This is a genomic window from Conyzicola sp., from assembly GCF_057073975.1.
Genome location: NZ_JBXMIS010000082.1, coordinates 1 through 19,871 on the forward strand (window position 1 = coordinate 1; position 19,871 = coordinate 19,871).

At 67.5% G+C, this 19,871-nt stretch carries 18 protein-coding genes and 1 tRNA gene; 3 read left to right on the forward strand and 16 right to left on the reverse strand.

Annotated features, from left to right (window positions below):
• The 14 genes from prs to AC14A7_RS07320 all read right to left on the reverse strand — a co-directional run.
• Nucleotides 1-334: ribose-phosphate diphosphokinase (prs, locus tag AC14A7_RS07255; protein WP_484007669.1), on the reverse strand; the 334-nt coding region annotated here is incomplete at its 3' end.
• A 38-nt stretch (nt 335-372) separates the two neighbouring features.
• Complete coding sequence (gene glmU / locus AC14A7_RS07260) at nt 373-1,812, reverse strand: bifunctional UDP-N-acetylglucosamine diphosphorylase/glucosamine-1-phosphate N-acetyltransferase GlmU (protein ID WP_484007671.1); 1,440 nt, start codon at nt 1,810-1,812, stop codon at nt 373-375.
• Nucleotides 1,813-1,838: 26 nt separating this feature from the next.
• Complete coding sequence (locus AC14A7_RS07265; protein WP_484007673.1) at nt 1,839-2,408, reverse strand: hypothetical protein; 570 nt, start codon at nt 2,406-2,408, stop codon at nt 1,839-1,841.
• Between the two features lie 57 nt (nt 2,409-2,465).
• On the reverse strand, nt 2,466-3,344 hold the full coding sequence (locus AC14A7_RS07270; RefSeq protein WP_484007675.1) for a phosphate ABC transporter ATP-binding protein: 879 nt from the start codon (nt 3,342-3,344) through the stop codon (nt 2,466-2,468).
• 16 nt (nt 3,345-3,360) lie between these two features.
• The gene (locus AC14A7_RS07275; protein WP_484007677.1) at nt 3,361-4,359 is read right to left on the reverse strand and encodes a sortase; all 999 of its coding nucleotides are present in this window, start codon (nt 4,357-4,359) and stop codon (nt 3,361-3,363) included.
• Complete coding sequence (locus AC14A7_RS07280) at nt 4,356-5,099, reverse strand: hypothetical protein (protein WP_484007679.1); 744 nt, start codon at nt 5,097-5,099, stop codon at nt 4,356-4,358. The genes AC14A7_RS07275 and AC14A7_RS07280 overlap by 4 nt, the downstream gene beginning before the upstream one ends.
• Complete coding sequence (locus tag AC14A7_RS07285) at nt 5,096-6,289, reverse strand: hypothetical protein (RefSeq protein WP_484007680.1); 1,194 nt, start codon at nt 6,287-6,289, stop codon at nt 5,096-5,098. The genes AC14A7_RS07280 and AC14A7_RS07285 overlap by 4 nt, the downstream gene beginning before the upstream one ends.
• Nucleotides 6,290-6,425: 136 nt before the next feature.
• Nucleotides 6,426-7,715 carry an Ig-like domain repeat protein gene (locus AC14A7_RS07290; RefSeq protein ID WP_484007682.1) on the reverse strand — a complete coding sequence of 430 codons (1,290 nt, stop codon included), beginning with the start codon at nt 7,713-7,715 and terminating at the stop codon, nt 6,426-6,428.
• A 42-nt stretch (nt 7,716-7,757) separates the two neighbouring features.
• Complete coding sequence (locus AC14A7_RS07295; RefSeq protein WP_484007684.1) at nt 7,758-8,867, reverse strand: substrate-binding domain-containing protein; 1,110 nt, start codon at nt 8,865-8,867, stop codon at nt 7,758-7,760.
• Nucleotides 8,868-9,003: 136 nt separating this feature from the next.
• Nucleotides 9,004-11,676 carry a hypothetical protein gene (locus tag AC14A7_RS07300; RefSeq protein WP_484007686.1) on the reverse strand — a complete coding sequence of 891 codons (2,673 nt, stop codon included), beginning with the start codon at nt 11,674-11,676 and terminating at the stop codon, nt 9,004-9,006.
• Nucleotides 11,677-11,686: 10 nt separating this feature from the next.
• Complete coding sequence (locus AC14A7_RS07305) at nt 11,687-13,441, reverse strand: phosphate ABC transporter substrate-binding protein PstS (RefSeq protein ID WP_484007688.1); 1,755 nt, start codon at nt 13,439-13,441, stop codon at nt 11,687-11,689.
• Nucleotides 13,438-14,721, reverse strand: coding sequence for a phosphate ABC transporter permease PstA (gene pstA, locus AC14A7_RS07310; RefSeq protein WP_484007690.1), 1,284 nt, complete (start codon nt 14,719-14,721; stop codon nt 13,438-13,440). Before pstA ends, AC14A7_RS07305 begins: the two co-directional genes overlap by 4 nt.
• A complete protein-coding gene (gene pstC / locus AC14A7_RS07315) occupies nt 14,721-15,767 on the reverse strand; it encodes a phosphate ABC transporter permease subunit PstC (RefSeq protein ID WP_484007692.1) in 1,047 nt (348 codons plus the stop codon). The genes pstA and pstC overlap by 1 nt, the downstream gene beginning before the upstream one ends.
• The gene (locus tag AC14A7_RS07320) at nt 15,751-16,227 is read right to left on the reverse strand and encodes a hypothetical protein (protein ID WP_484007694.1); all 477 of its coding nucleotides are present in this window, start codon (nt 16,225-16,227) and stop codon (nt 15,751-15,753) included. The genes pstC and AC14A7_RS07320 overlap by 17 nt, the downstream gene beginning before the upstream one ends.
• A 212-nt stretch (nt 16,228-16,439) precedes the next feature.
• Between AC14A7_RS07320 and AC14A7_RS07325 the strand changes: the two genes are divergently transcribed.
• On the forward strand, nt 16,440-17,165 hold the full coding sequence (locus AC14A7_RS07325) for a hypothetical protein (protein ID WP_484007695.1): 726 nt from the start codon (nt 16,440-16,442) through the stop codon (nt 17,163-17,165).
• On the opposite strand, the gene AC14A7_RS07330 is transcribed toward AC14A7_RS07325, so the two are convergent.
• Together AC14A7_RS07330 and AC14A7_RS07335 are read right to left on the reverse strand one after the other, a co-directional pair.
• On the reverse strand, nt 17,162-17,662 hold the full coding sequence (locus tag AC14A7_RS07330; protein ID WP_484007697.1) for a hypothetical protein: 501 nt from the start codon (nt 17,660-17,662) through the stop codon (nt 17,162-17,164). The two genes, AC14A7_RS07325 and AC14A7_RS07330, sit on opposite strands and share 4 nt — an antisense overlap.
• Nucleotides 17,663-17,799: 137 nt before the next feature.
• Nucleotides 17,800-17,871 (reverse strand) — tRNA-Gln (locus tag AC14A7_RS07335).
• Nucleotides 17,872-18,100: 229 nt separating this feature from the next.
• On the opposite strand from AC14A7_RS07335, the gene AC14A7_RS07340 reads away from it, so the two are divergent.
• Both AC14A7_RS07340 and AC14A7_RS07345 read left to right on the forward strand, forming a co-directional pair.
• Entirely contained in the window at nt 18,101-18,592 is a 492-nt protein-coding gene (locus AC14A7_RS07340; protein ID WP_484007699.1) for a MarR family winged helix-turn-helix transcriptional regulator, read from the forward strand.
• Nucleotides 18,593-18,605: 13 nt separating this feature from the next.
• On the forward strand, nt 18,606-19,853 hold the full coding sequence (locus tag AC14A7_RS07345; protein WP_484007701.1) for a cytochrome P450: 1,248 nt from the start codon (nt 18,606-18,608) through the stop codon (nt 19,851-19,853).
• Nucleotides 19,854-19,871: the final 18 nt, after the last annotated feature.

Consider the following 19,871-nt stretch of genomic DNA (forward strand, 5'->3'; position numbering starts at 1 on the left):
GGCCACGGTGCTTCTTGTCCTGGCGGGCGTAGCCATAGAACGGGATGACGACAGTGATCCGCTTGGCAAACGCCCGCTTCAGCGCGTCGACCATGATGAGCTGCTCCATGATCCACTCGTTGAGCGGGGCTGGCATCGACTGGATGACGAACACGTCGGCTCCGCGGACGCTCTCGTCATAGCGGGCGTAGATCTCGCCGTTGGCGAAGGTGCGCGCATCGGTGTGCACGACATCCGTCTCGAGCGCTGCGGCGATATCGGCGGCGAGCTGCGGGTGAGCGCGACCCGTGACGATGACCAGCCGCTTGTGTCCGGTGACCTTGATTTCGGACACGATTCCCGCTTTCTCGTCGGCGAAGCTGAGCAGATTGCCTAGTCGGTGTCTGTGCGTGCTGCTGCTGCCGCTGCGGCCTGAGCCGCGGCGGTGCCAGCACGGTTGGCCTCGACCCAGCCCTCCATGTTGCGCTGCGGAGCCACGTTGATCGCGAGGGCCCCGGCTGGAACGTCTTTTCGGACGACCGTGCCTGCTCCCGTATAGGCTCCGTCGCCAATTCTAACGGGGGCCACGAACACGTTGTGCGAGCCCGTTCTCACGTGCGAGCCAACGACGGTCTTCGACTTGTTCACGCCGTCGTAGTTCGCGGTGATCGTGCCGGCCCCGACGTTGGACTGCTCGCCAACCGTCGTGTCGCCGATGTAGCTGAGGTGCGGAACCTTGCTGCCCTTGCCGATGGTCGAGTTCTTCGTCTCGACGAAGGTGCCGATCTTGCCGTCGGCCTCGAGGATCGTGCCGGGGCGCAGGTAGGCGAAGGGACCAACGGATGCCCACGCGCCGATGACCGCGAGCGTTGCGTCGGTGCGCTTGACCGTCGCACCCTGCTTGACCTCGGTGTCGAGGAGCGTCGTGTCTGGACCGATGATCGCGTCGCGCTCGATGGTCGTTGCACCGAGCAGTTGGGTGCCCGGCAGAATCTCGACGTCCTCCCCGATCGACACCTCGAGGTCGATCCACGTGCTCGCCGGGTCGAGGATCGTCACGCCGGCGAGCTGGTGCCCCCGCACGATCAGCTGATTCATGCGCAGTGCCGCCTCGCCGAGCTGGGCGCGGTCGTTGATGCCAGCGACGATCCATGGCTGGGCGACGGGCATGGCCGCGACAACGGCGCCGGTCTCGCGGATCATGGCCACGACATCCGTGAGGTACTTCTCGTTCTGGGCGTTGGCAGTGCCGACGAGGGCGAGCTGTTCGCGCAGCGGCCCGACGGAGAAGACGTAGGTGCCGGAGTTGACCTCGGTGACGGCGAGCTCGTGGTCTGCCGCGTCCTTCTGCTCGACGATGCGGTCGAGGCTGCCGTCGGCTGCGCGGATGACCCGGCCGTAGCCATTCGCATCGTCGAGGATCGCCGTGAGCAGCGTGGCCGCACTCGAGGCGGCGCGGTGCTCCGCGATGAGAGCGGCGAGGGTGTCGGCGTCGAGCATGGGCACGTCGCCACTGACGATGACGACCTCACCGGTGAAGTCGGCGGGGAGGGCCGCGAGGGCAACCTCGACGGCACGGCCGGTGCCGGGGATGTCGTCCTGGTCGACGATGACGACGTCGGGCAGCATCGTCGTGATCGTCTCGACCACGAGCTCGCGCTCGTGCCGCACGACGGCGATGACCTGCGCGGGCTCGAGAGCACGCGCCGTGTGCAGCACATGCCCGACGAGCGGGAGCCCGGCAAGGTGATGCAGCACCTTGGGCTTCGTTGACTTCATGCGGGTTCCCGCACCGGCGGCGAGCACGATCACGACGAGGTTCTGGTCTGGCATGCCTCTATTGTCTTCCACCAGCGCCGTCACGCACGCACGAGCGCGAGAAGCCGTTCTCTGCCTCCACTGTGCCAGTAGCAGGTCTGAAGGATGACGGCGGCCGTCATGCCGCTCGTCGCCACATCCGCAGGATCGCCAGCGTGCGCGTCACGGGATTCGGTGACGGTATATGCCCCGTCGAGCGCGGTGCCGCGAAGCTCGACTGAGTCGCCGATGGCCATCTGAAGCACGATGTCACCGCCGCAGTGGTTGTGCGCGCCGACAATCGGGGCAACGGCGCCGAGATCCATGCGCACCCAGAGGCACGCATCGACCTCGGCCTGGTAGCCCATCGTGTCGATATCGATCGTCCACGCCGGCGGCCCCGACTCTGACAATGCCGCGGTGGCGACGAGGGGCGCCGCCGCAGTCACGGGCTGGGCCGACTGCTCGCTGAGGGCGAAGGAGTCTATGGCAACCGAAACCGGGAATGCGGGCGCTGACTGCGGTGGAGCGGTCGTCGTGGTGGTTGGCGGAGCGGCCGCGACGAGAGTCGAGAGCACACCGGCGGCAGCCGCGATGCTCGCGAGTCCGCTCAGCCACCGAGTCAGCGACATCCACCTGACCTGGCGGTGGTATTCGCGGAAGGGCGCGTAGTCCTCGACCATGCCGGTCTAGCCGAACCGTCCGTTGACGTAGTCGAACGTGCGAGCGTCGCTCGGGCTCTCGAACATCATCGAGGTCGCGCCCTGCTCGACAATCGCGCCAGGGGTGTTCTGGGCGGCGAGGAAGAAGGCGCAGTTGTCGGAGACGCGCTGCGCCTGCTGCATGTTGTGCGTGACGATGACGATCGTCACCTCCTTGGCGAGCTCGAGCATGGTCTCCTCGATAACGCGCGTCGAGGTGGGATCGAGGGCAGAGCACGGCTCGTCCATGAGCAGCACGCGCGGCTTGATGGCGAGCGAGCGAGCGATGCACAGTCGCTGCTGCTGGCCACCAGAGAGTCCGCCACCGGGCTGGCGAAGACGGTCGCGCACCTCTTTCCAGAGTCCGGCCTTGGTCAGGCTCGACTCAACGAGAACGTCCTTCTCGTCGCGCCGTGCCGAGGTGCCGGTGAGCTTGAGGCCGGCGATGACGTTGTCGTAGATCGACATGGCGGGGAAGGGGTTCGGTTTCTGGAAGACCATGCCGATGTCGCGGCGAGCCTGGGTCAGTCGGCGGGTCGCGCCGTAGATGTCGTCGCCGTCGAGCAGCACCTCACCGGCGAGCGATGCGGAGGGAACCATCTCGTGCATGCGGTTGAGGATGCGGAGGAATGTCGACTTGCCGCAGCCGGAGGGGCCGATGAGCGCGGTGATGAGCCCGGCCTCCATCGTGAGGTCGACCCGGTCGAGCACCTTGCGGTCGCCGAACCAGGCAGAGATCGCGTTGGCCTGCAGTGTGGCGAGGGGGCGCGTGGGCGGTCCGCCCGGTTCGAGCTCGTCGAGGATCTTGGTCGTCGCGTCGAGATCGTCCTCTAGCGGACGCTCGTCGATTGCTGTCTGGTCGCTCATGTCAGTCTCCGATGCATCACAGAAGGTTGGGAAGGAGGTTCATCGTCGCGCCAGCGGTGAAGGCGCCGAGGGAGATGAGAACGGGAAGGCCGACCACCCAGGTCTGCCACATGCCCCACTTTGATCGCACCCAGCGAAGCGCGACAGCGGCGATGGTGAGCCATTGAAACCAGAAGAACAGCTCGAACCAGCCGCTCCCGTCAGAGCCCATGGCCTGCTCAGAGGGGTCGAGCACCGCGGACGTGAACGAGGCAGACGGGGTCTCCTCTGTGTCGGAGGTGAGCACGGCATCCACGTGGATCGCGCCCGACGGCGCAAGCGGGAGCCCGTCTGCCGTGATCAGCTCGAGGCGGCCCTCGCCCTCCTCGAGGGCCACGGGAAGCAGGTCGCCCTCCTGCCGCACGCCGAAGACCTTGTACTTCGCGACACCCTGGCCCGTCGTCACCTCGATGACGTCGCCGTTCACGAGGGAGCCGATGCCGCTGAACGGACCGCCGTAGGTCGCCTGGCGGCCCATGATGACGCTCGTGCCCTCCTGGCCGGGCAGCACGGAATCCCGTCGGTGTCCCGGGCCCGAGGTGAGGTCTGACGGAGTCGTTCCCTGAACGACCACCTCTTCCACGCCGAGCCTGTCGATGGTGAGGAGAGCGATCGGGGTGCCGTTCGGCACGAGGTTGCCGTCGAAATCCAGCTGGCCGAGTGGCGCAACCGCGAGGGCAAGGTCGGTGCGCAGCTGCTGGTAGAGCACATGCTGAGACCGGCCGTGCTGCAGCGAGCCCATGAGGGTCGCGTGCGCGACGAAGCCGACGAGCAGAGTGGACAGCAGCAGCCATGCCACACCGAGCCACCAGCGCGGCTCGCGCGGTGTCGGTGCCGATCGACGCTGCACCGTTCGGCGGGGAGGCGTGCGCAGCCACAGCGGCAGGTTCGACCGGGCAGACCCTCCGCTCGGCCTCGGGGTGTGCGGAACAGGACGCGATCGCGGCCGGCGCGGCACCACGCGCGTGGTCGTCACAGGGTCGACCCCTGCGGCACCGGGGTGCCGCCAGAGAACCAGCCGGCGAGGGTGGCACGGAAGTGGAACAAGGCGGAGAACAGGGAGAGCAGGATCGCGCCGACGACCACGTAGATCCACCACAGGTCGTAGACCCCGGCGACGGCCGACGTGACGGTGAAGCCCTCGTTGGCCACGAACCCAGACAACCATCCGGTCGCCTCGACGACGTGCTCGCCGGTCTGGGTCTTCACCGGGATGCGGAACCGGGCCGCAACATCGCCCTCGGCATCGGCGACGACACTGCCGATCACCACGGCACCGGGATACAGCACGAACTGCACGTTCTCGCCCGGAGTGTAGCCGGAGCCGGTGGCGAGCAGCAGCTCGCTGATGGCCCGCACACTGTGGTCGAGGATCAGGCCGGGCTTGCCAGTGCCGGGTTTCGCGGGCGGAACGGGCGAGCCGTCGGGGTTGGTGCCGTTGCCGCCGCCGTTGCCGTTCCCGCCGCCGTTCCCGTTCCCGCCGCCGTTCCCGTTCCCGTTCCCGTTGCCGTTCCCGTTGCCGTTGCCGTTGCCGTTGCCGCCGGTAGCCGACGGGCTCGGGCTCGCAGACCCCGACAGGTCGGGGATGGTGACCGTGATCGGCGTGCCGGTCTCGTCGGCGACCGCTGGCGGTGCATCCAGCGACTGGAAGCCCATGGTGGCAGACACGAGGGCGACCGCGACGACCGCGAGCACGGCTCCGAGTCGGGTGGTCACACGCCCACCGTGTCTGTGGAGTTGTCCTTGTCGTGGGCCGCCGACTCCGCGCGAGCGGCTGCAGCAGCCTCATCGATGGCGAGGTAGAGGCGCTCCCGGGTGCCGGAGACGTAGCGCCAGGCGAGGTAGATGAGAGCGAGCACGAGAACCACCAGCGCAAGGAGAGTCCACGAGATCGCGACGGCGAAGGTCGTCTCCGACACCGACGCGTAGTCGACGGCCGTGGCGTCGGCGATGACCTCGACGTCGCCTACCTCGGCTGCTGGCTCGGCCGACGGGTCTGTCGTCGACTCCTCTGGTTCGAGCACGACCTCGTCTTCTGCAGGGGCGTCGGTGCTGCCGACCGCGCCGGGCGTGACCTCGATGGTGGAGAACGCGGCGAACAAGCCGAAGACGGCGGGGATCGACGCATCGACCCGCACCGTCTGGCGGGGAAGCAACTCGCGGAACGGCTCTGGGGTGAACTCGGCGAGTCTGATTCCGAACGGCCCGTTGACCACGATGGTCTGACTGACGTCGACGCGCACATTGCCGGAGTTGCGCACGGTGTACGAGACGTCGACGGCACCGGGGGCAAAGGGGTTGAACTCGGAGGCGAACGACGACGACACGCCCTCGATCTCGAGCGCAGACTCGACGGCACCCGACACGGTCAGGTACACGCGGGCGGCGACGCGCTGTTCGAGCTCGACCGCAGCTCCTTCGCTCTCGCCCGTCGTGACGACGGAAGCGATGATGCCGGCCACATGCTCCCCCGGTGCTGCGTCGCTGGGGATCAGCAGGTTGAACGGCACGATCGCCTGCATACCGGGCTCGATGGTGAGGGCGTCGCTGCCGGTCGTGATCCAGGCACCGACGTCGGTCGGCTCGGCGTCACGCTCGAGAAGGCCGAAGGCGCCAGTGTCGCGCTCGTTGATGGCGTCGGTGGCGTAGATGAGGAACTCGGCGGGGGTCGATCCCGCGTTGGTGATGACGACGCTGTCGACGATCTGGGTGCCGGGGTCGACCGAGTACTCGAATGAGCGGCGCACCCCACCAGGCGTCTGCACCGGCTCGACGCTCCAGGTCACGTCGCCATCCGCGGCACGTGATGCCGGCGCAGGGGTAGCTGCGAGAGCACCGGCACTGATCGGCGTCACGGCCAGCGCGAGGGCGAGCGCGAGCGCGACGGAGGAGCGGATTCGGAACATGCGGCGAGCCAATCAGTGGGACGTTAACGGGCAGTGAATGTGGGATGTTGCGCGTGCCGGTCTACACGCAGGAGCGACGACGGATGGCGGGTTGGACACGGCCGAAGCCGCATCCAACCCGCCCGATTCCGCTGGACTAGACCAGCGTCACCGTGAGGGTTGCCGAGTAGGTGCCGGCGCGGGTGGTGCGCGGTGCCTTCAGCTCGAGGAGCGCGTTCACATCGGTGACCGAACCCGTCGTGTTGGGCAGACCCGTAGCGAAGACGCTGCTGGTCTTGAGACCGGAGCCGACGGTCGCCGTTGCCGGAGCAACGACGGCACCGGCAACGGAGCCACCAGCGGTCGTCGTGCCGACGATCGACGGGGTCCAGCCGAGGTACTTGCCATCGAGGGTGTAGCTGCCGGAGGTGAAGTCGCCGACCTGGCCGGTGAGGCTCCACGCCGGGTACTCGAGCTGGCGCGTGTCGGTGACCTTCGAGACCAGGTTGCCCGACGCGTTGAGCGTCTCGCCAACGAGGGTCGCGGTTCCGAGGTTGACCGAGGTCGAGGTGCCGCTCAGCGTCAGCGCGCCAATGTTGCCAGGAATGGTGACCTGGATGTTGGACTGCTGCTGCTGCGCACCGACGAACACGGAGGCGGTGCCGGAGGTCGACGCCGCGTAGGTCGCGCCGGTCGGCTGGTACTCAGCGGTGTACGAGTGCGCACCGTTGGCTGCGCCGACAATGGTCGTCGTTGCGACACCGGATGCGACAGGAACAGTTGCGACGGTTGCCGCACCCTCCTTGAACACGATGCTGCCGGTCGCGGCGGTCGCCGTGGCGGCGCCATCCTTGACCGTGGCGGTGAGCGTGACGTCCGTGCCGGCGGCGCTAGCCGTCAGCGAGGTCGTCGTCGCCGTTGCCGGCGTGTAGACGGCCCATGCGCCGGTGGCGGCGTCGTAGGTCATGTCGAGCTTGACATACGGGTCGGTCGCGCGGTTGGGCGCCGTGCTCGAGGCGAAGTAGTAGAAGCGCAGCTCCCACGTACCCGTCTGAAGCGGCGTCACGAGGCCCGTGAGCTGCTTGTTGCTGACGAAGTTGTTCGTCGGGCTGATCGAGCGGTCCATGTAGACGGGCACGTTGCCGTCGAGGCCGTTCGTTCCTGCGGTCGACGGCATCGCCGTGGTGCGTGAGTTCGACAGCGAGCCGAGCTCGACGCCGCCCTGGTAGGCGAACGTTCCGCCGAGTGCGCGGTAGCCAACGGGAGCAGCGACGCTTGCACTGATGCTGGTGAATAGGTAGGTGTCAGACACGTTGCCGGTGGTGGGGGTGACCGTGAGGGTTCCGCCCGGGATCTCGGCGGCGGATGCGGACTGGGCGACGCTCAGTCCACCGACCATCAGCGCCGCCGTGACGGCGACAGCAGCGATCTTCTTGGAGATGTTCACTGGTTCGATTCCTTTTCGCTTATGTAGCTGGGGAGGGGACTACTAGTAACGGAAGGCCTGCTTGTAGGTGCTGGTGTTGCCGCAGAGCGAGCCGATGGTTCCGAAGCCGTACTGCTTGATCTGGGCGGATGCAGCGCAGACCGACGACGACGTTCCGGCGAAGGTCGACTGCAGCTGCAGGTCGGCCGCCGACGAACCGCTGAGGCGCGAGGTCTGAACGACGTTGAACACGAGTCGGTTGATCGGGAACGCCGAGTTGAGCTCGACTCCTCCACCGGCGGTGAGCAGCAGCGGCTTGACCGTGTCGACGTTGCCGAGCTCGATGTTGCCGCGACGCTCGGAGACGGTGGTCGGCAGTGCGCCGTGGTTGCCCTGGGCGATGTACTGCGCGATCGAGAACGGCGCGATGTCGCCCGCGTTCTTGATGTAGGTGCCGTTGTGCTCCTGCGCCGTGTTGCCGATGTCCGTCGTCGGGGTTCCGACGATGCTCGCCTCGGTCAGACCGAGAGCCGAGAGCCAGAACGAGCGGGTGCCCGAACCGGCCTGCGGGATGATCGGACGGATCGTCACCGAGTTGAAGTCACCGTCGACGTAGCTGGTGACTGTTCCGCGGTAGATGTTGCGCAGCGTGAACGGAGCCGGCGAGGTCGAGTCCTGGCCAGCGTTGCCGAGGGCGATGTCGCGCGGGAAGTCGCTGGCAGCGCTGACCGCGTAGGTGACCGCGTCACGGGCGAAGGGGATGAAGGTCAGGTCGGTGCCGACGAACGAGCCGCTGGGGGCGCTCGAGCTGCGGGCGAAGTCGACCTGGCCAGTGATGTTCACGCCACCGGTTGCCGGGAAGGTGCGCGTGCCGGTGTTGTTCACCGAGGCGCTCAGTGCCTGCACACCAGCCGTGGATCCGTTGGGGCGGTTGAAGGTCGGGCCGGTCGACGTGGTCTGGATCGTTGCCGAACCGGTCGCGTCGTAGGAGCCGAGGGCGGTGACGACGGTGGCGAGGCCGCCGACGACATCCTGGGTGGTGTCGGAGCCGACACCGTTGAGCGGCTTGAACCCGATGGGGTCTGCCGTGGCAGGAGCCACTGCGCCGAACGCCAGCATGGCGACAGCGGACGCGGCAACTACGCCGAGGCGCAGCTTGGTCTTGCTTTGCATTTGGTTTCCAACCTTTTTTGGTATGGTGCCCCTGCAGTTCAGTCCCTGGTGGACTAGCCCCTCATCTCGCTTTGCCGTGTGATGGGGGGTTTCCTTTCGGGTCGGGGCGGATCGCCCGAAAGAAGCGTGCTGTTCTCTAGAGGAGCCCTCTCCCTCGGAACAGGATGGGTGCGACGAGGAAGCCGAGAAGGCCGACCACGAGCGCGATGGCGAGACTGGATCGTGCGATCGGCTCGGTGAAAGCGGCGACCGTGCGGTCATCCGTCAGTCCGTCTGCCGCAGCGGAGACCTCCGGATCACTCGCGCCGCCACCGAGAGACGACTCGTCGCCGATGCCGCCGAAGCCGCCCTCGTAGTCGTCTTGCGCGTAGTTGCCAGAGCTGGAGTTGGAGTCGGTCTTCGGCACGAAGTTCTTGACCTCGGCGGCAGCAACCGCCGCCTTGGCTCTGAGGTCGGTCGTGAGCGGGAGGTAGCCATCCGGCAGCTGGCCGATGCCGGAGCCGGGCTCCTGACCGGAGGTCGTCACCTGGGTGAGCATGCTCGAGATCGTCGCGCGAGTGGCCGCAGTGCTCTTGGTGAGGTTGACAGCGGCATAGGTGACGATGGTCATCGGGTAGCCGCCGGTCGGCACTGCTGCCGGATTGACCTGCTTGACGGCATCGAGGCTCGTTGCCTCGAGCGCCGTGAGAGCGGTCGTCATGCTCTCGGTCGTCGGCTTCGTGCCGACACTCGAGTTGGCGCCGAGCGCGGTTGCCGTGCTCAGGCCCCAGCGCTGCGCCGACACGGTGTCGGTGATGGCGAGGGTGAACTTCTGACCGGGCAGCTGGGCACCGCCGCTCGTCCAGTCGCCCTTCTGGCCCGACGCGTCGAACTTCTCCGTGTTCCAGTAGGTCTTCGAGTTGGGGTCGGCGCGGAAGGTCTGGCGCGCCGCACTGAGGAACGTCTCTGCGAAGGGAGCGAACTGAATGGAGTCGAACCGCGACCGCTCTCCGTTGAACAGCTGCAGCGGCATGAGCGTCTCGTCGTTCCGCGGGAAGGTGTCGAGCGCGAGCGCGGTGAGCTTCTGCGGGTCGCCAGCGAGATTCGTCATGCCCACCGGCCGCTGCACTGCGGTCGCGAGGTAGTTCTTCGCCTCGTCGAGGTGCCAGGGCACCACGGCTGCGGCGTCGTTCTTGGGCAGGTAGTACGGGTTGACCGTCATTCCCCACTCGTCGGCCGCGCCATCCAGGAACGCCGCTGCCTTAGCGTCGGCCATGATCCAGCGCCAGACCTGGCGGATGCCGTCGGCCCCCGACGGTCCCGGAAGGACGAGCGCGGGCGCGTAGGGGAACTGCAGGTAGTTCGTGGGGTTGAGGGCCTGAAACTCCGGGTCCTTATTCCAGTACGTATAGGTGCGGTTGACCGCACCGAGGTGGTCGGCGTTCTCCGCGATGTTGGACTGGCTCTGGGGAACGGAGAAGGGATAGGACTGGGTGAGGAACTTGGCCATGAGCCGTGGCGAGAGCACCAGCTGCTCCTGTCGCCCATCGGCCGACTCCGCGAAGAAGGCGATGACGACACCGGACACCGCCACGGGCGCGTAGGTCAGCGTCGTCTTGGCAAGCGTCTCGCGCTCGTAGTCCTGCAGCAGCTCCCCAGAGCTGACGGGGTACCCGGTGTAGGCGATGCCCGTGGTCGACGAGCCGGGCTCGATGAGCTGGGCGCGTGCGACGGAGTCGGGGTTGGTCGAGAAGCTGAAGGTGCTCTTGACGCTCTGGCATAGCGCAGGCTGCCACGAGCTCATCGCCCCGATCATGAGCTGGGAGCCGATGATGCGGGTCTCTGCTCCGCCAACGGCGCACTGCGAGCCTGTCGGGGCGAAATCGAGGGGAATCACCACGCGGTTGTCCCAGTAGTCGCAGAGATCGTTGATCGGGCTGCCACCCTGCACGGCATTCGCCTGACCGTAGGTGTACAGCTCGTCGCCGTTCGCCGGATCGCGGATGCCGCTGCACTCCTCGCCGTTGCCACCGAAGTGCGTTCCTCGCGGAACCACCACGAGCCAGCAGCGGGACTGGTCGTCGCCGCAGGAGAGCTGGGGGGCCTGGTCGGCCGACTGCGTCTCGAAGTCGAAGTAGCCGGCACCGCCAGCGCCGACCCGAGCGCTCGTGACCTCATTCGTTGTCGACGGGCCGAAGTAGTCGAGAATGGGGTACTTCTCGTTGCCGGAGACCAGCTGGATCTTGCCGCTGACCTCGGTGCCACTCGATGTGCGGAACGGCACGTCGTGAGTGGTCGGACGTGCAGAGTCGAAATCGAGCGGGCCGGTGCGGGCCGCTGTGTCGGAGTAGACCGAGTTGCCGAGGCCGCTGTTCTCCACGCGGTAGCGCCCGCCCCACTGGCAGGTCTCGTTGAAGTCGTCGGCGAGAGGGTCTGGGCCCCAGCACTGCATGGCCTGGAGGTAGTTCTTCGCGTTGTTGAGCGGAAGCGCCGTCGAGTAGGAGGAGATCGTGGGCGCGAAGCCGGTCACGCTGACCCGGATCGCCTGGTCGATGATGCCGGTCGTCTGCGAGACGGTGATCTTGATGTCGTCGAAGTCACCGAAGTGCGGGCTCGTCGTCGAGCGTGCCGGCTGATACTGCGACGCCGACGACGTGTCGTTCGCCCAGGCAACGGTCAGTGCAGAGGACGCGGAGACCGCGGCATCGGCCGCCGGCTCCTGCTGGGGTCCGACCGCGATGAGGCCACCGATCGCGAGGGCGACGAGGCCCGCGGATACGACGCGGGCGACCCGAAGGCGACGCTGCGAGTGGCGGTGAGTGGCTGGCACGGCGCTCACGCTATGAGTCCCCCAGCGGAGGTACAGCACTACCGCCTTTTCTAAGAACGGCTGGCAGGTGAATTCTTTCCCTCAGGCTGCGCACGGAGAGGGTCTTCCACACGGCACGCCCCCGACGAGCCCGTGGCAGGCGCCGCCCGGTCGGGCCACGCGGAATACCCGCGGCCGCCGCGCGCTGTCGGGCGAGCACCGGCGGCAGCAGCACGGCGACGGCGGCAGCGGTCACAGCGAGCAGCATGAAGAGCACGGTCGCGGGGGCGAGCCCGCGCTCTGGCACATCGATGGGGAGGCCGGAGACGATTGCGCTGCCGCCACCCGCCAGGCCGACGACCTCACCGGGATCGAGGGCTCCGCCCGGCGACTCGCCGTCGCCCGCGGCCGCGTCGCCGGATCCCGTCGACCCGCCACCGGTGCCGCCACCACCGCCGCCACCGCTGGCGGCTGTCGCCTCGGTCGCCCCGCCCGTGCCCGTCAGGCACTGGTCGGCGCCCTTCTTGTCGCAGGCCTGCGGCTGTGGTGCGGTGTTGGCCAGCTTGTTGGTGCCATCAGGAGAGAAGGTGGGGTTGTTGCACGAGCTGATGCTCTTGTTCTTCGGATCGCCACCGGGAATCTTCTGCACCTGCTCGAGTCCGGCCGCGGCGAGGTTGACCGGCAGCGGCGAGTAGCCGAGCACTTCCGCCTGCTGCTGTCCCTCGCACAGGAAGTACGAGGCGAAGTCGGCGAGAGTCAGCCCCTTGTTCTCGGTGAAGCTGCCCTCGACGGCGGTTGGAACGATCATGTACGAGTACGACGAGAGCGGGTAGGCGCGCGGATCCGTGTTGCGGTACACCCCGCCGAGGTTCGCCGTCAGGTAGTCGGGCGAGTTCGGGTCGTTGTTGATGACGGCCGCCAGGAGCGAGACGGCCACATTCGATGCGGACGGCTCGGTGTAGTACCCAGCAGCATTGAGCACCTTGGCAACGGGGAAGCGCGCATTCAGCGCGTAGGACTCCTCGACATAGGTGATGGCACCGACCGACTTCGACTGCGCAACGAGGCCGGCAACACCGTTGGAACCCTGTTGGCCGATGAACGCAGACCCCGCCACGACGGGGTAGTTCGATGTGATGCCGCAGTTGGACCTGCCGGCCTTGGCGCAGTAGGCGCTCCACAGTGCCGAGTACTGCGAGCGCATCCAGCTGGTCAACTGCGCCGTGGTGCCGGAGCCATCTGAGCGAACGACCGGAACGATCGTGATGGCGGGTAGGGCGAGCTTGGGGTTGTCGGCCGCGATGGCCTGGTCGTTCCACTTCGTGATGACCCCGGTGAAGATCTTCGTGATCGTCTCGCCAGACAGCCGCAGGTTGGTCACCCGCTTTCCGCCGATCACCAGGTTGTACATGAAGGCGGTGCCTCCGGCGACGATCGGCACGTACGCGAATGATCGCGCAGGGCGAGGATCCGGGCTGTCGCTGCCGCTCAGCGCGTAGGGGATCTCGGAGACGGCGAAGTCGACTGTTCCCTGAGCGAAGAGCTGGCGCCCCGCCGAGGAGCCGGAGTCGTCGTACGTGACCTTCCAGCGGTAGTTGTCGAAGACATTGCGAATCCACTGCTGCAGCGCGTTCGCCGACCAGGTGGAGCCAGAGCCCGCGACCGGGTAGTAGGTGTCGCCAACGGCGCTCGCGCTCTCTGCGGCCGACACACTCGATGGCACGACGAGCAGGAGGGCCACGGCGAGACCCAGCGCGCGGCCGGCGTTCCTTCGGTGCTGCCTCATGGCTTCGATCCCCTTCGTGCTGCGATGAACTGGCGGGCGGCCCCTATCGAGCGAACGGCGACAGCGCGTGCACGACCGGTCAGCGCGGACACGAGCCCCGGCTGCCGAGGCGGTGTCACGACGGCGGACACCCCGAGGTCGCGAGCGCGGTACCGGTAGTCGTCGTCGCGGGACTGCCGAGCGCGGGCACGCGCCTGGCGCGGTGTCAGCTGACCGGGGCCGCGGCCGCCGATCGTGCGGGCGATGAAGAACAGGATGAGGACGACGACCATGAGCACGGCGGCCGTGCCGAAACCACGCGCGATCATGGTGAGCTCCGGCGACTTCACGAACGTGAACGTCGTCAGCGGCAGCGATGTCATTGGCCCGGTGAACGGGTTGAGGTTCAGGAACGTCGTCGCGCCGGCGGTGAGCAGCACGGGCGAGGTCTCTCCGATACCGCGAGCGGTTCCAAGGATGATGGCCGTCGTGAGCCCTGACCGTGCCGTCGGCAGCGTGACGGTCCACACCGTTCGCCACGTGGACGCCCCGAGCGCCCGCGCTGCCTCTTTGAGGTTGCCGGGCACGAGCCGAAGCACGACGTCGGCAGAGCGGATGATGATGGGCAGCATCATCACCGTGATCGCCAGCGACGCGGCGAAACCCGATCGGTTGAAGCCGAGGAAGACGATGACCGTTGCGTAGATGAACAGGCCGGCCACGATCGAGGGAAGCGCCGTCATCGCCTCGACGACGGTGCGAACGAAACGGGCGTACCTGCCCGGGAACTCGCTGAGGAACACCGCTGTGAGCAGGCCGAGCGGAATGCTGATCGCCAGCGCGATAGTGATCATGATCAGGGTGCCGAGCACGGCGTGAAGCACGCCACCCTGGGTCAGCGGGTCGAGCGGACCCGCATTGCTCATGTCCTGGGTGAAGAAGTTGAGGTGGCCGAGCGGCTCGATCCCTCGCCCGACGGTGTAGACGACAACGGAGAACAGGGCGAGCAGCATCAGGAAGGCGAGGCTGTGAACGACGACGTTCACCATCCTGTCGCGCACCGTCGGGCGGTTCTCGTCGAAGGCGGTGAGCATCGCGAAAAGCAATAGGAACACCGTGTAGGAGATGAGCACGAAGCCGAGCTCTCCCTGCAGGGGAAGGGCGAAGACGTAGAGCCATGCCGTAAAGCTGATCGCTGCGGCAGCGCACCCGAGCAGGCGGATGACGTCGACGGTGCGCAGAGTCGAGGTCGACCGTTTGACCTCTGGTGACGCCGCAGAACTCAGGATCGTGGTGGGCATCAGTCGCTCTGGCTTCCCGAGCGACTGCGCGCGATGATCGACGACGCAACGAAGTTCACGATGAGCGTGATGACGAAGAGGGCGAGGCCGGCGGCCATGAGCGCGGAGATCTCGAAGACCGAGGCCTCGTTGTAGCGGAGCGCGATGAGTGCGGAGATGGAGTTGGCGCCCTTCTCGAGAATGCGCGGCTGGATGACGAAGACCGGCGAGATGATGAGGAAGACGGCGATCGTCTCGCCGAGCGCCCGGCCGAGGCCCAGCATCGTGCCGCCGATGATTCCGCCGCGGCCGAAGGGCAGCACGACGCTCGAGATCATGCCCCAGCGCGTGGCGCCGAGAGCGAGAGCACCCTCGCGCTCGCCGATGGGCGCCTGGGTGAACACCTCGCGCATGATCGAGCTCGTGATCGGGGCGACCATGAGCGCGACGACGATTCCGGCGATGAAGGTGGATGCAGCGAACACGGTTGGGCTGGCGAGCGGGTCTGCCGGGTCGAATCCCTCGACGGCGAAGACCGGGATCCAGCCCAGGTTCGTGGCGAGCCACTGGGACACGGGCACGATGGCAGGGCTGAGGAAGAAGACTCCCCACAGGCCGTAGACGACACTCGGCACCGCGGCCATGAGGTCGACGATGGTGACGAGCGCGTCCTTGATGGTTGCCGGCGCGTACTCGCTGATGTACAGCGCGGTGCCGAGAGAGAGCGGAACCGCGAAGACGATCGCGGTGAGCGCGATGAAGACGGTTCCGCACAGCACAGCAGCGATGCCGAAGGTGCCGGAGTTGGGGTCCCACTTCTGCTCGGTGATGAAGGCCGGCCCGGCGACCTGCAGCGACTGGAAGCCCTGGTAGAGCAGGAAGAGGCCGACAAGCGACATGATCGTCAGCACCACGGTGCCCGCGCCGCGCGCCACCCAGCGGAACGCGGCATCCGGGCGGTCGATGACGTTCGACAGCACGCGGGGCGAGTCGGCGGCCGTCGCGATGAGCTCGGTGTCGACCGCTTCCATCACAGAGGTCGCTGCGTTGTCAGTACCCTGCTCCACGGTCGCCTCCCATCAACGCGGGATCGGTGAGTCGCGCTCCGGCGTGCAGGGTCGCCGTGGCCACGGAACGCATGGCGATCTCGATCGAGTAGCGACGGTCGCGATCAGTGAGGTACCAGCGGGAGCAGGTCATCGCCGGCGTGCCGTCGATGCTGGCAAACCAGCCGTAGACGCCTCTGCCCGGCTCGCTGACGAGGCTCACGCTGAGCTGGTCGCCCGCCGCGACAACGGCTTGGGCGCTTTCGCGCGCACTCTCGAAGGAGCGGTGCACCGCGGCACCCCGAGCAAGCTGCCGGTTGTTGGCAGACACGAGCTGCCAGACAACGACTTCGCTGTCTGCACCGACCGACGGAACCGTCGTCGTACTGAGAACTCGGTCACTGTGCGACACCCACGGGTTGAGTTTCGGGCTCTCGCTTGTGAGGAATCGCACGAAGACTACGCGCGGACCAACCGACATGGGCGGTACTTTCTTGCTTGCTAGGGGTGAGCCGCAGGGGGAGCAGCGACTGGAGTCAATTGCTCCTCACGAAACGGGGGACCTCGCCAACACGTACGGCGACTGGCCCGATGGCAAACAATGGGTGTACGCCCCATCGACGCCTCCATGTCGCCCCTCACGTTCACCGCGACGAGCACCGTCGTTCATGCGCGTGCTCCACTCTCACGCGCATGAGAACCCGATTCCTCGTCGCGACATCGGCCGTCGCGCTCCTCTGCCTGACCGGATGCACGCAGGCAACACCAGAGCCAGAGCCCACCGAGAGCTACGTCTCCGACACGGCTGTCGACGAGGCACCGGTCGAGGAGCTCGCTCCCAACGACATCGAGCCAGACACCCTGCTCATCGTGCGCGCCCTCGCGAGCGCCGCGAACGGCTCAGAGCTCTCGCTCGAGTTGCAGGTGCACCAGTCGACACGGTGGGATGACGTGCCGAGCCAGACCCTTCCCGCGGCGGTCATCGAGGACTGCGCCGGCCTCACGGCAGAGCAGTTCGCTGACGAGAAGTGGAGCTTCACGCGCGCGAACCTCACCGCGATCCCGACAGAGACCGCGAGCACGGAGTGGCCGGCTGACGCGATCGTGACCGTCATTCCCTCTGGCGAGACGGGGCGACTGGCTGCCCGCGGCATCCTCGCAACCGAGGCGAGTGCAGCGTGCGGCGTGCCGACATCGTTCGCAGAGAAGGGTCGCGGGGCGATCGCCATCGGCGCGCCAGGTGATGCCGATGCCCGTCTCGCCTGGGCGGCGCTTCGCTTCGGCTTCGCCACCGGCGGCGGCGTCACCCTCACGCAGTGCAGCGCTGAGCTGACGCCGCTGGGCGCGAGCCTCGGCGGAGGTGCCGGCTGGGCTGCGGTGGCAGATCCTGCCGACTGCAGCACCGGATCAGCGGGCTAGACGAGCGGCAGCGGCGCGGGCCGTTGCGCCGCGCGGGTGGCAACCCGTGACCGCATGGGTGCCGCGATGACGCGCGCGGTACGCAGCGATGCGATGGATGCCGCGGCGACATCCAGGCTGATCGGCCCGGTCTCGTACCACCGCGAGCACGTCATCGCCAGCGCGCCGTCGAGAGAGGCGGTCCACCCATGGCTCGCAGAGATCGCACCGTGGAAGCAGTCGACCTCCAGCTCGTGCCACCGGTGCTGCAGCTGCTCAACCGATGCCTTCGCATTCTCGAACGAGTCGTAGACCGAGGCGCTGCGGGCCACCTCGCGGTTGTTCGACGCCAGCAGGCGCCACACCCCCACATGATCGGGGTGCGGCCCCTCTGCGCTCGGCGGATCGCCCTTCGCCGTGAGGAGCTGCTGGCGAAACTGCGCCCAGGCGCGCAGACCCGGCTCGTCGTGCGAGTCGAATGCGACGAAGAAGACGGCGGAACCCGAGCCAGTTGGCACGATAACCTCACCCCGTCGTTGCTGCCGCACGCGCGCGGCATCACTCCAGTGAAGAGGGGCAAGGGGAACGAACTGCTGCGCACACGAGTACGAGGCTTCGCCACACGGTAAACAATCGGGGTCGTCAGCCGTTTCGGCTCCGCCTCCAGGATTCGAACCTAGACCTAACAGCTCCAAAGGCTGTCGTGCTGCCATTACACCAAGGCGGATTGCGGTTGCCCGCCCGTCAATCCTGCCAGAGGCACCCGGGCGACCGCGCCGCGCATCCCGCCGCCGCTACCTGCCAAATGCAGGAGCGGCGCGAGCGCTCCCGCCCGAAATGCAGGGGCCGGTCGTCGCGCGATGCGCCCGTGCCTTCATTTGGCCGGGGTTGGGCGTTCGCGTCTCCTGCATTTCGAACGGAGACAGGCGGCTGCAGTGGCGCGCGATAATGGACGGATGCCCGCACACGACGAAGTCGACCGCATCGTCGACGCGTGGTCGCGCGAGCGCCCCGACCTCGACTTCTCGCCGCTGCAGGTGCTCAGCCGCGTCGGCCGCCTGTCGCGGCACCTCGAGCGCGCCCGCCGCGCGGCGTTCAGCGCCTCCGACCTCGAGTCGTGGGAGTTCGACGTGCTCTCTGCCCTCCGCCGCGCCGGCAGCCCGTACCAGCTGAGCCCGAAGTCACTGCTGCAGCAGACCCTGGTATCGAGCGGCACGATGACCAACCGCATCGACCGGCTGGTCGACCGCGGGTTCGTGGAGCGTCGGGCCGACCCCGGCGACGGCCGCGGCATCCTCGTGGTCATGACGGACTCTGGACGTGAACGCGTCGACCGCGCGATCCGCCAGCTGCTCGAGGGCGAGGCAGAGCTTCTCGACGCGCTCTCGCCTGCCGACCAGGAGCGGCTCGCTGCCCTGCTGCGCAAGCTCAGCCTGGACTTCGACTGATGGCTAGTTTCTAGTGCCCGTCGCAGAGGATCTTGCGCCCCCGAAGCGCGAGCGCCGCCTCAACCCGCTCACCGACGGACTCGGGTCGAGCGCCAAGGCGCACGAGCACCGCCTGCTGTCGGCGGCGCGGCCGGCGCTGCCGTTCCTCAACTGGATCGGCCAGTTCGCGAAGCCACTGCTCAAGGTGCCCGGTCTCGGCTGGATCACCGCCGACCCACTGACCGCCCGAGCCGTGCTCAACGACCCGCAGCACTTCACCCTGCTCAGCGAGGGCGGCGTCGGCCACCTGTGGGCGCAGATTCTCGGCGACTGGGTCTACGACCTGTTCGACGGTCCAGGCCACTACGACCTGCGCACCCGCAGCCGCGAGCTGTTCACCGAGAAGACCAGCGTGCAGTTCGTCGAGACCGCGTGGGGCGAGCGCATCGCCGAGGCACGGGCGAGCTTCGAGGCCGGGGAGCCGTTGGATGTCGCCGACCTCTCGCGCATCCTCGTCGGGCAGATGGTGGTCACTCTTCTCGGGCTTCCGGTCGACGCGAGCAAGGGCGACGACGCCTACCGCGAGATCTTCGCCACCGGAGAGGAGCTCGCCGCCACCGCGCTCGGCACGACCGCCGACACCGTGCTGCCTCCGGCCAAGGTCGCGCGCGCCCGGGAGATCGTCGAGCGGCTCACCGGCCACTTCGACGAGGCGTTCGCGACCGCGCCGGGCACCACCGTGATCGGGCGATGCCGTGACCTCGGCCTCAGCATCCAGGAGACCAAGGGCCTGTCGACACTGCTCATGGTCGCTGGCACAGAGACCGCTGCCAGTGCCATGGCCCGCACCGCAGCCCTGCTCTTCGACACGGGAGAGCAGCACCGGCTCATCGCCGCGCCGAAGCACCGCGACGATGCCGTGCGCGAGGCCCTGCGGGTCACGAGCCCCGCGCCGATCATCGGGCGCTCGGTGCTCGCCGATCTCACCATCGGCGGTCGAACCCTGAAGGCCGGAGAGCGCATCGTGGTGCTCACCTGGACAGCCAACAATCTCGCCGGCGAGTACCGCATCGACCGCGAGTACATCCCGCAGAACCGCCAGCTCTGGTTCGGGGCCGGTCGCCACCTGTGCCTTGGCGGCCCGCTCGCCCGCGCGGGGCTCGGCATGATGATCGACCTGCTCATCGGCGACGGAACGCCCTTCGAGGTGGTGTCGCGGCGCTACGGGCGCACAGTGCTCATTCCGGCCTACGAGTCGCTCGTGGTTCGCAAGCAAATCTGAGGCCGTGAGCCGAAAATC

Coding starts and splice junctions, on each gene's coding strand:
- AC14A7_RS07265 (WP_484007673.1), bottom strand. CDS start 2,408: ATGTCGCTGACTCGGTGGCTGAGCGGACTCGCGAGCATCGCGGCTGCC.
- AC14A7_RS07285 (WP_484007680.1), bottom strand. CDS start 6,289: ATGTTCCGAATCCGCTCCTCCGTCGCGCTCGCGCTCGCCCTCGCGCTG.
- AC14A7_RS07270 (WP_484007675.1), bottom strand. CDS start 3,344: ATGAGCGACCAGACAGCAATCGACGAGCGTCCGCTAGAGGACGATCTC.
- AC14A7_RS07340 (WP_484007699.1), top strand. CDS start 18,101: ATGCCCGCACACGACGAAGTCGACCGCATCGTCGACGCGTGGTCGCGC.
- AC14A7_RS07295 (WP_484007684.1), bottom strand. CDS start 8,867: ATGCAAAGCAAGACCAAGCTGCGCCTCGGCGTAGTTGCCGCGTCCGCT.
- AC14A7_RS07320 (WP_484007694.1), bottom strand. CDS start 16,227: ATGTCGGTTGGTCCGCGCGTAGTCTTCGTGCGATTCCTCACAAGCGAG.
- AC14A7_RS07305 (WP_484007688.1), bottom strand. CDS start 13,441: ATGAGGCAGCACCGAAGGAACGCCGGCCGCGCGCTGGGTCTCGCCGTG.
- AC14A7_RS07325 (WP_484007695.1), top strand. CDS start 16,440: ATGAGAACCCGATTCCTCGTCGCGACATCGGCCGTCGCGCTCCTCTGC.
- glmU (WP_484007671.1), bottom strand. CDS start 1,812: ATGCCAGACCAGAACCTCGTCGTGATCGTGCTCGCCGCCGGTGCGGGA.
- pstA (WP_484007690.1), bottom strand. CDS start 14,721: ATGCCCACCACGATCCTGAGTTCTGCGGCGTCACCAGAGGTCAAACGG.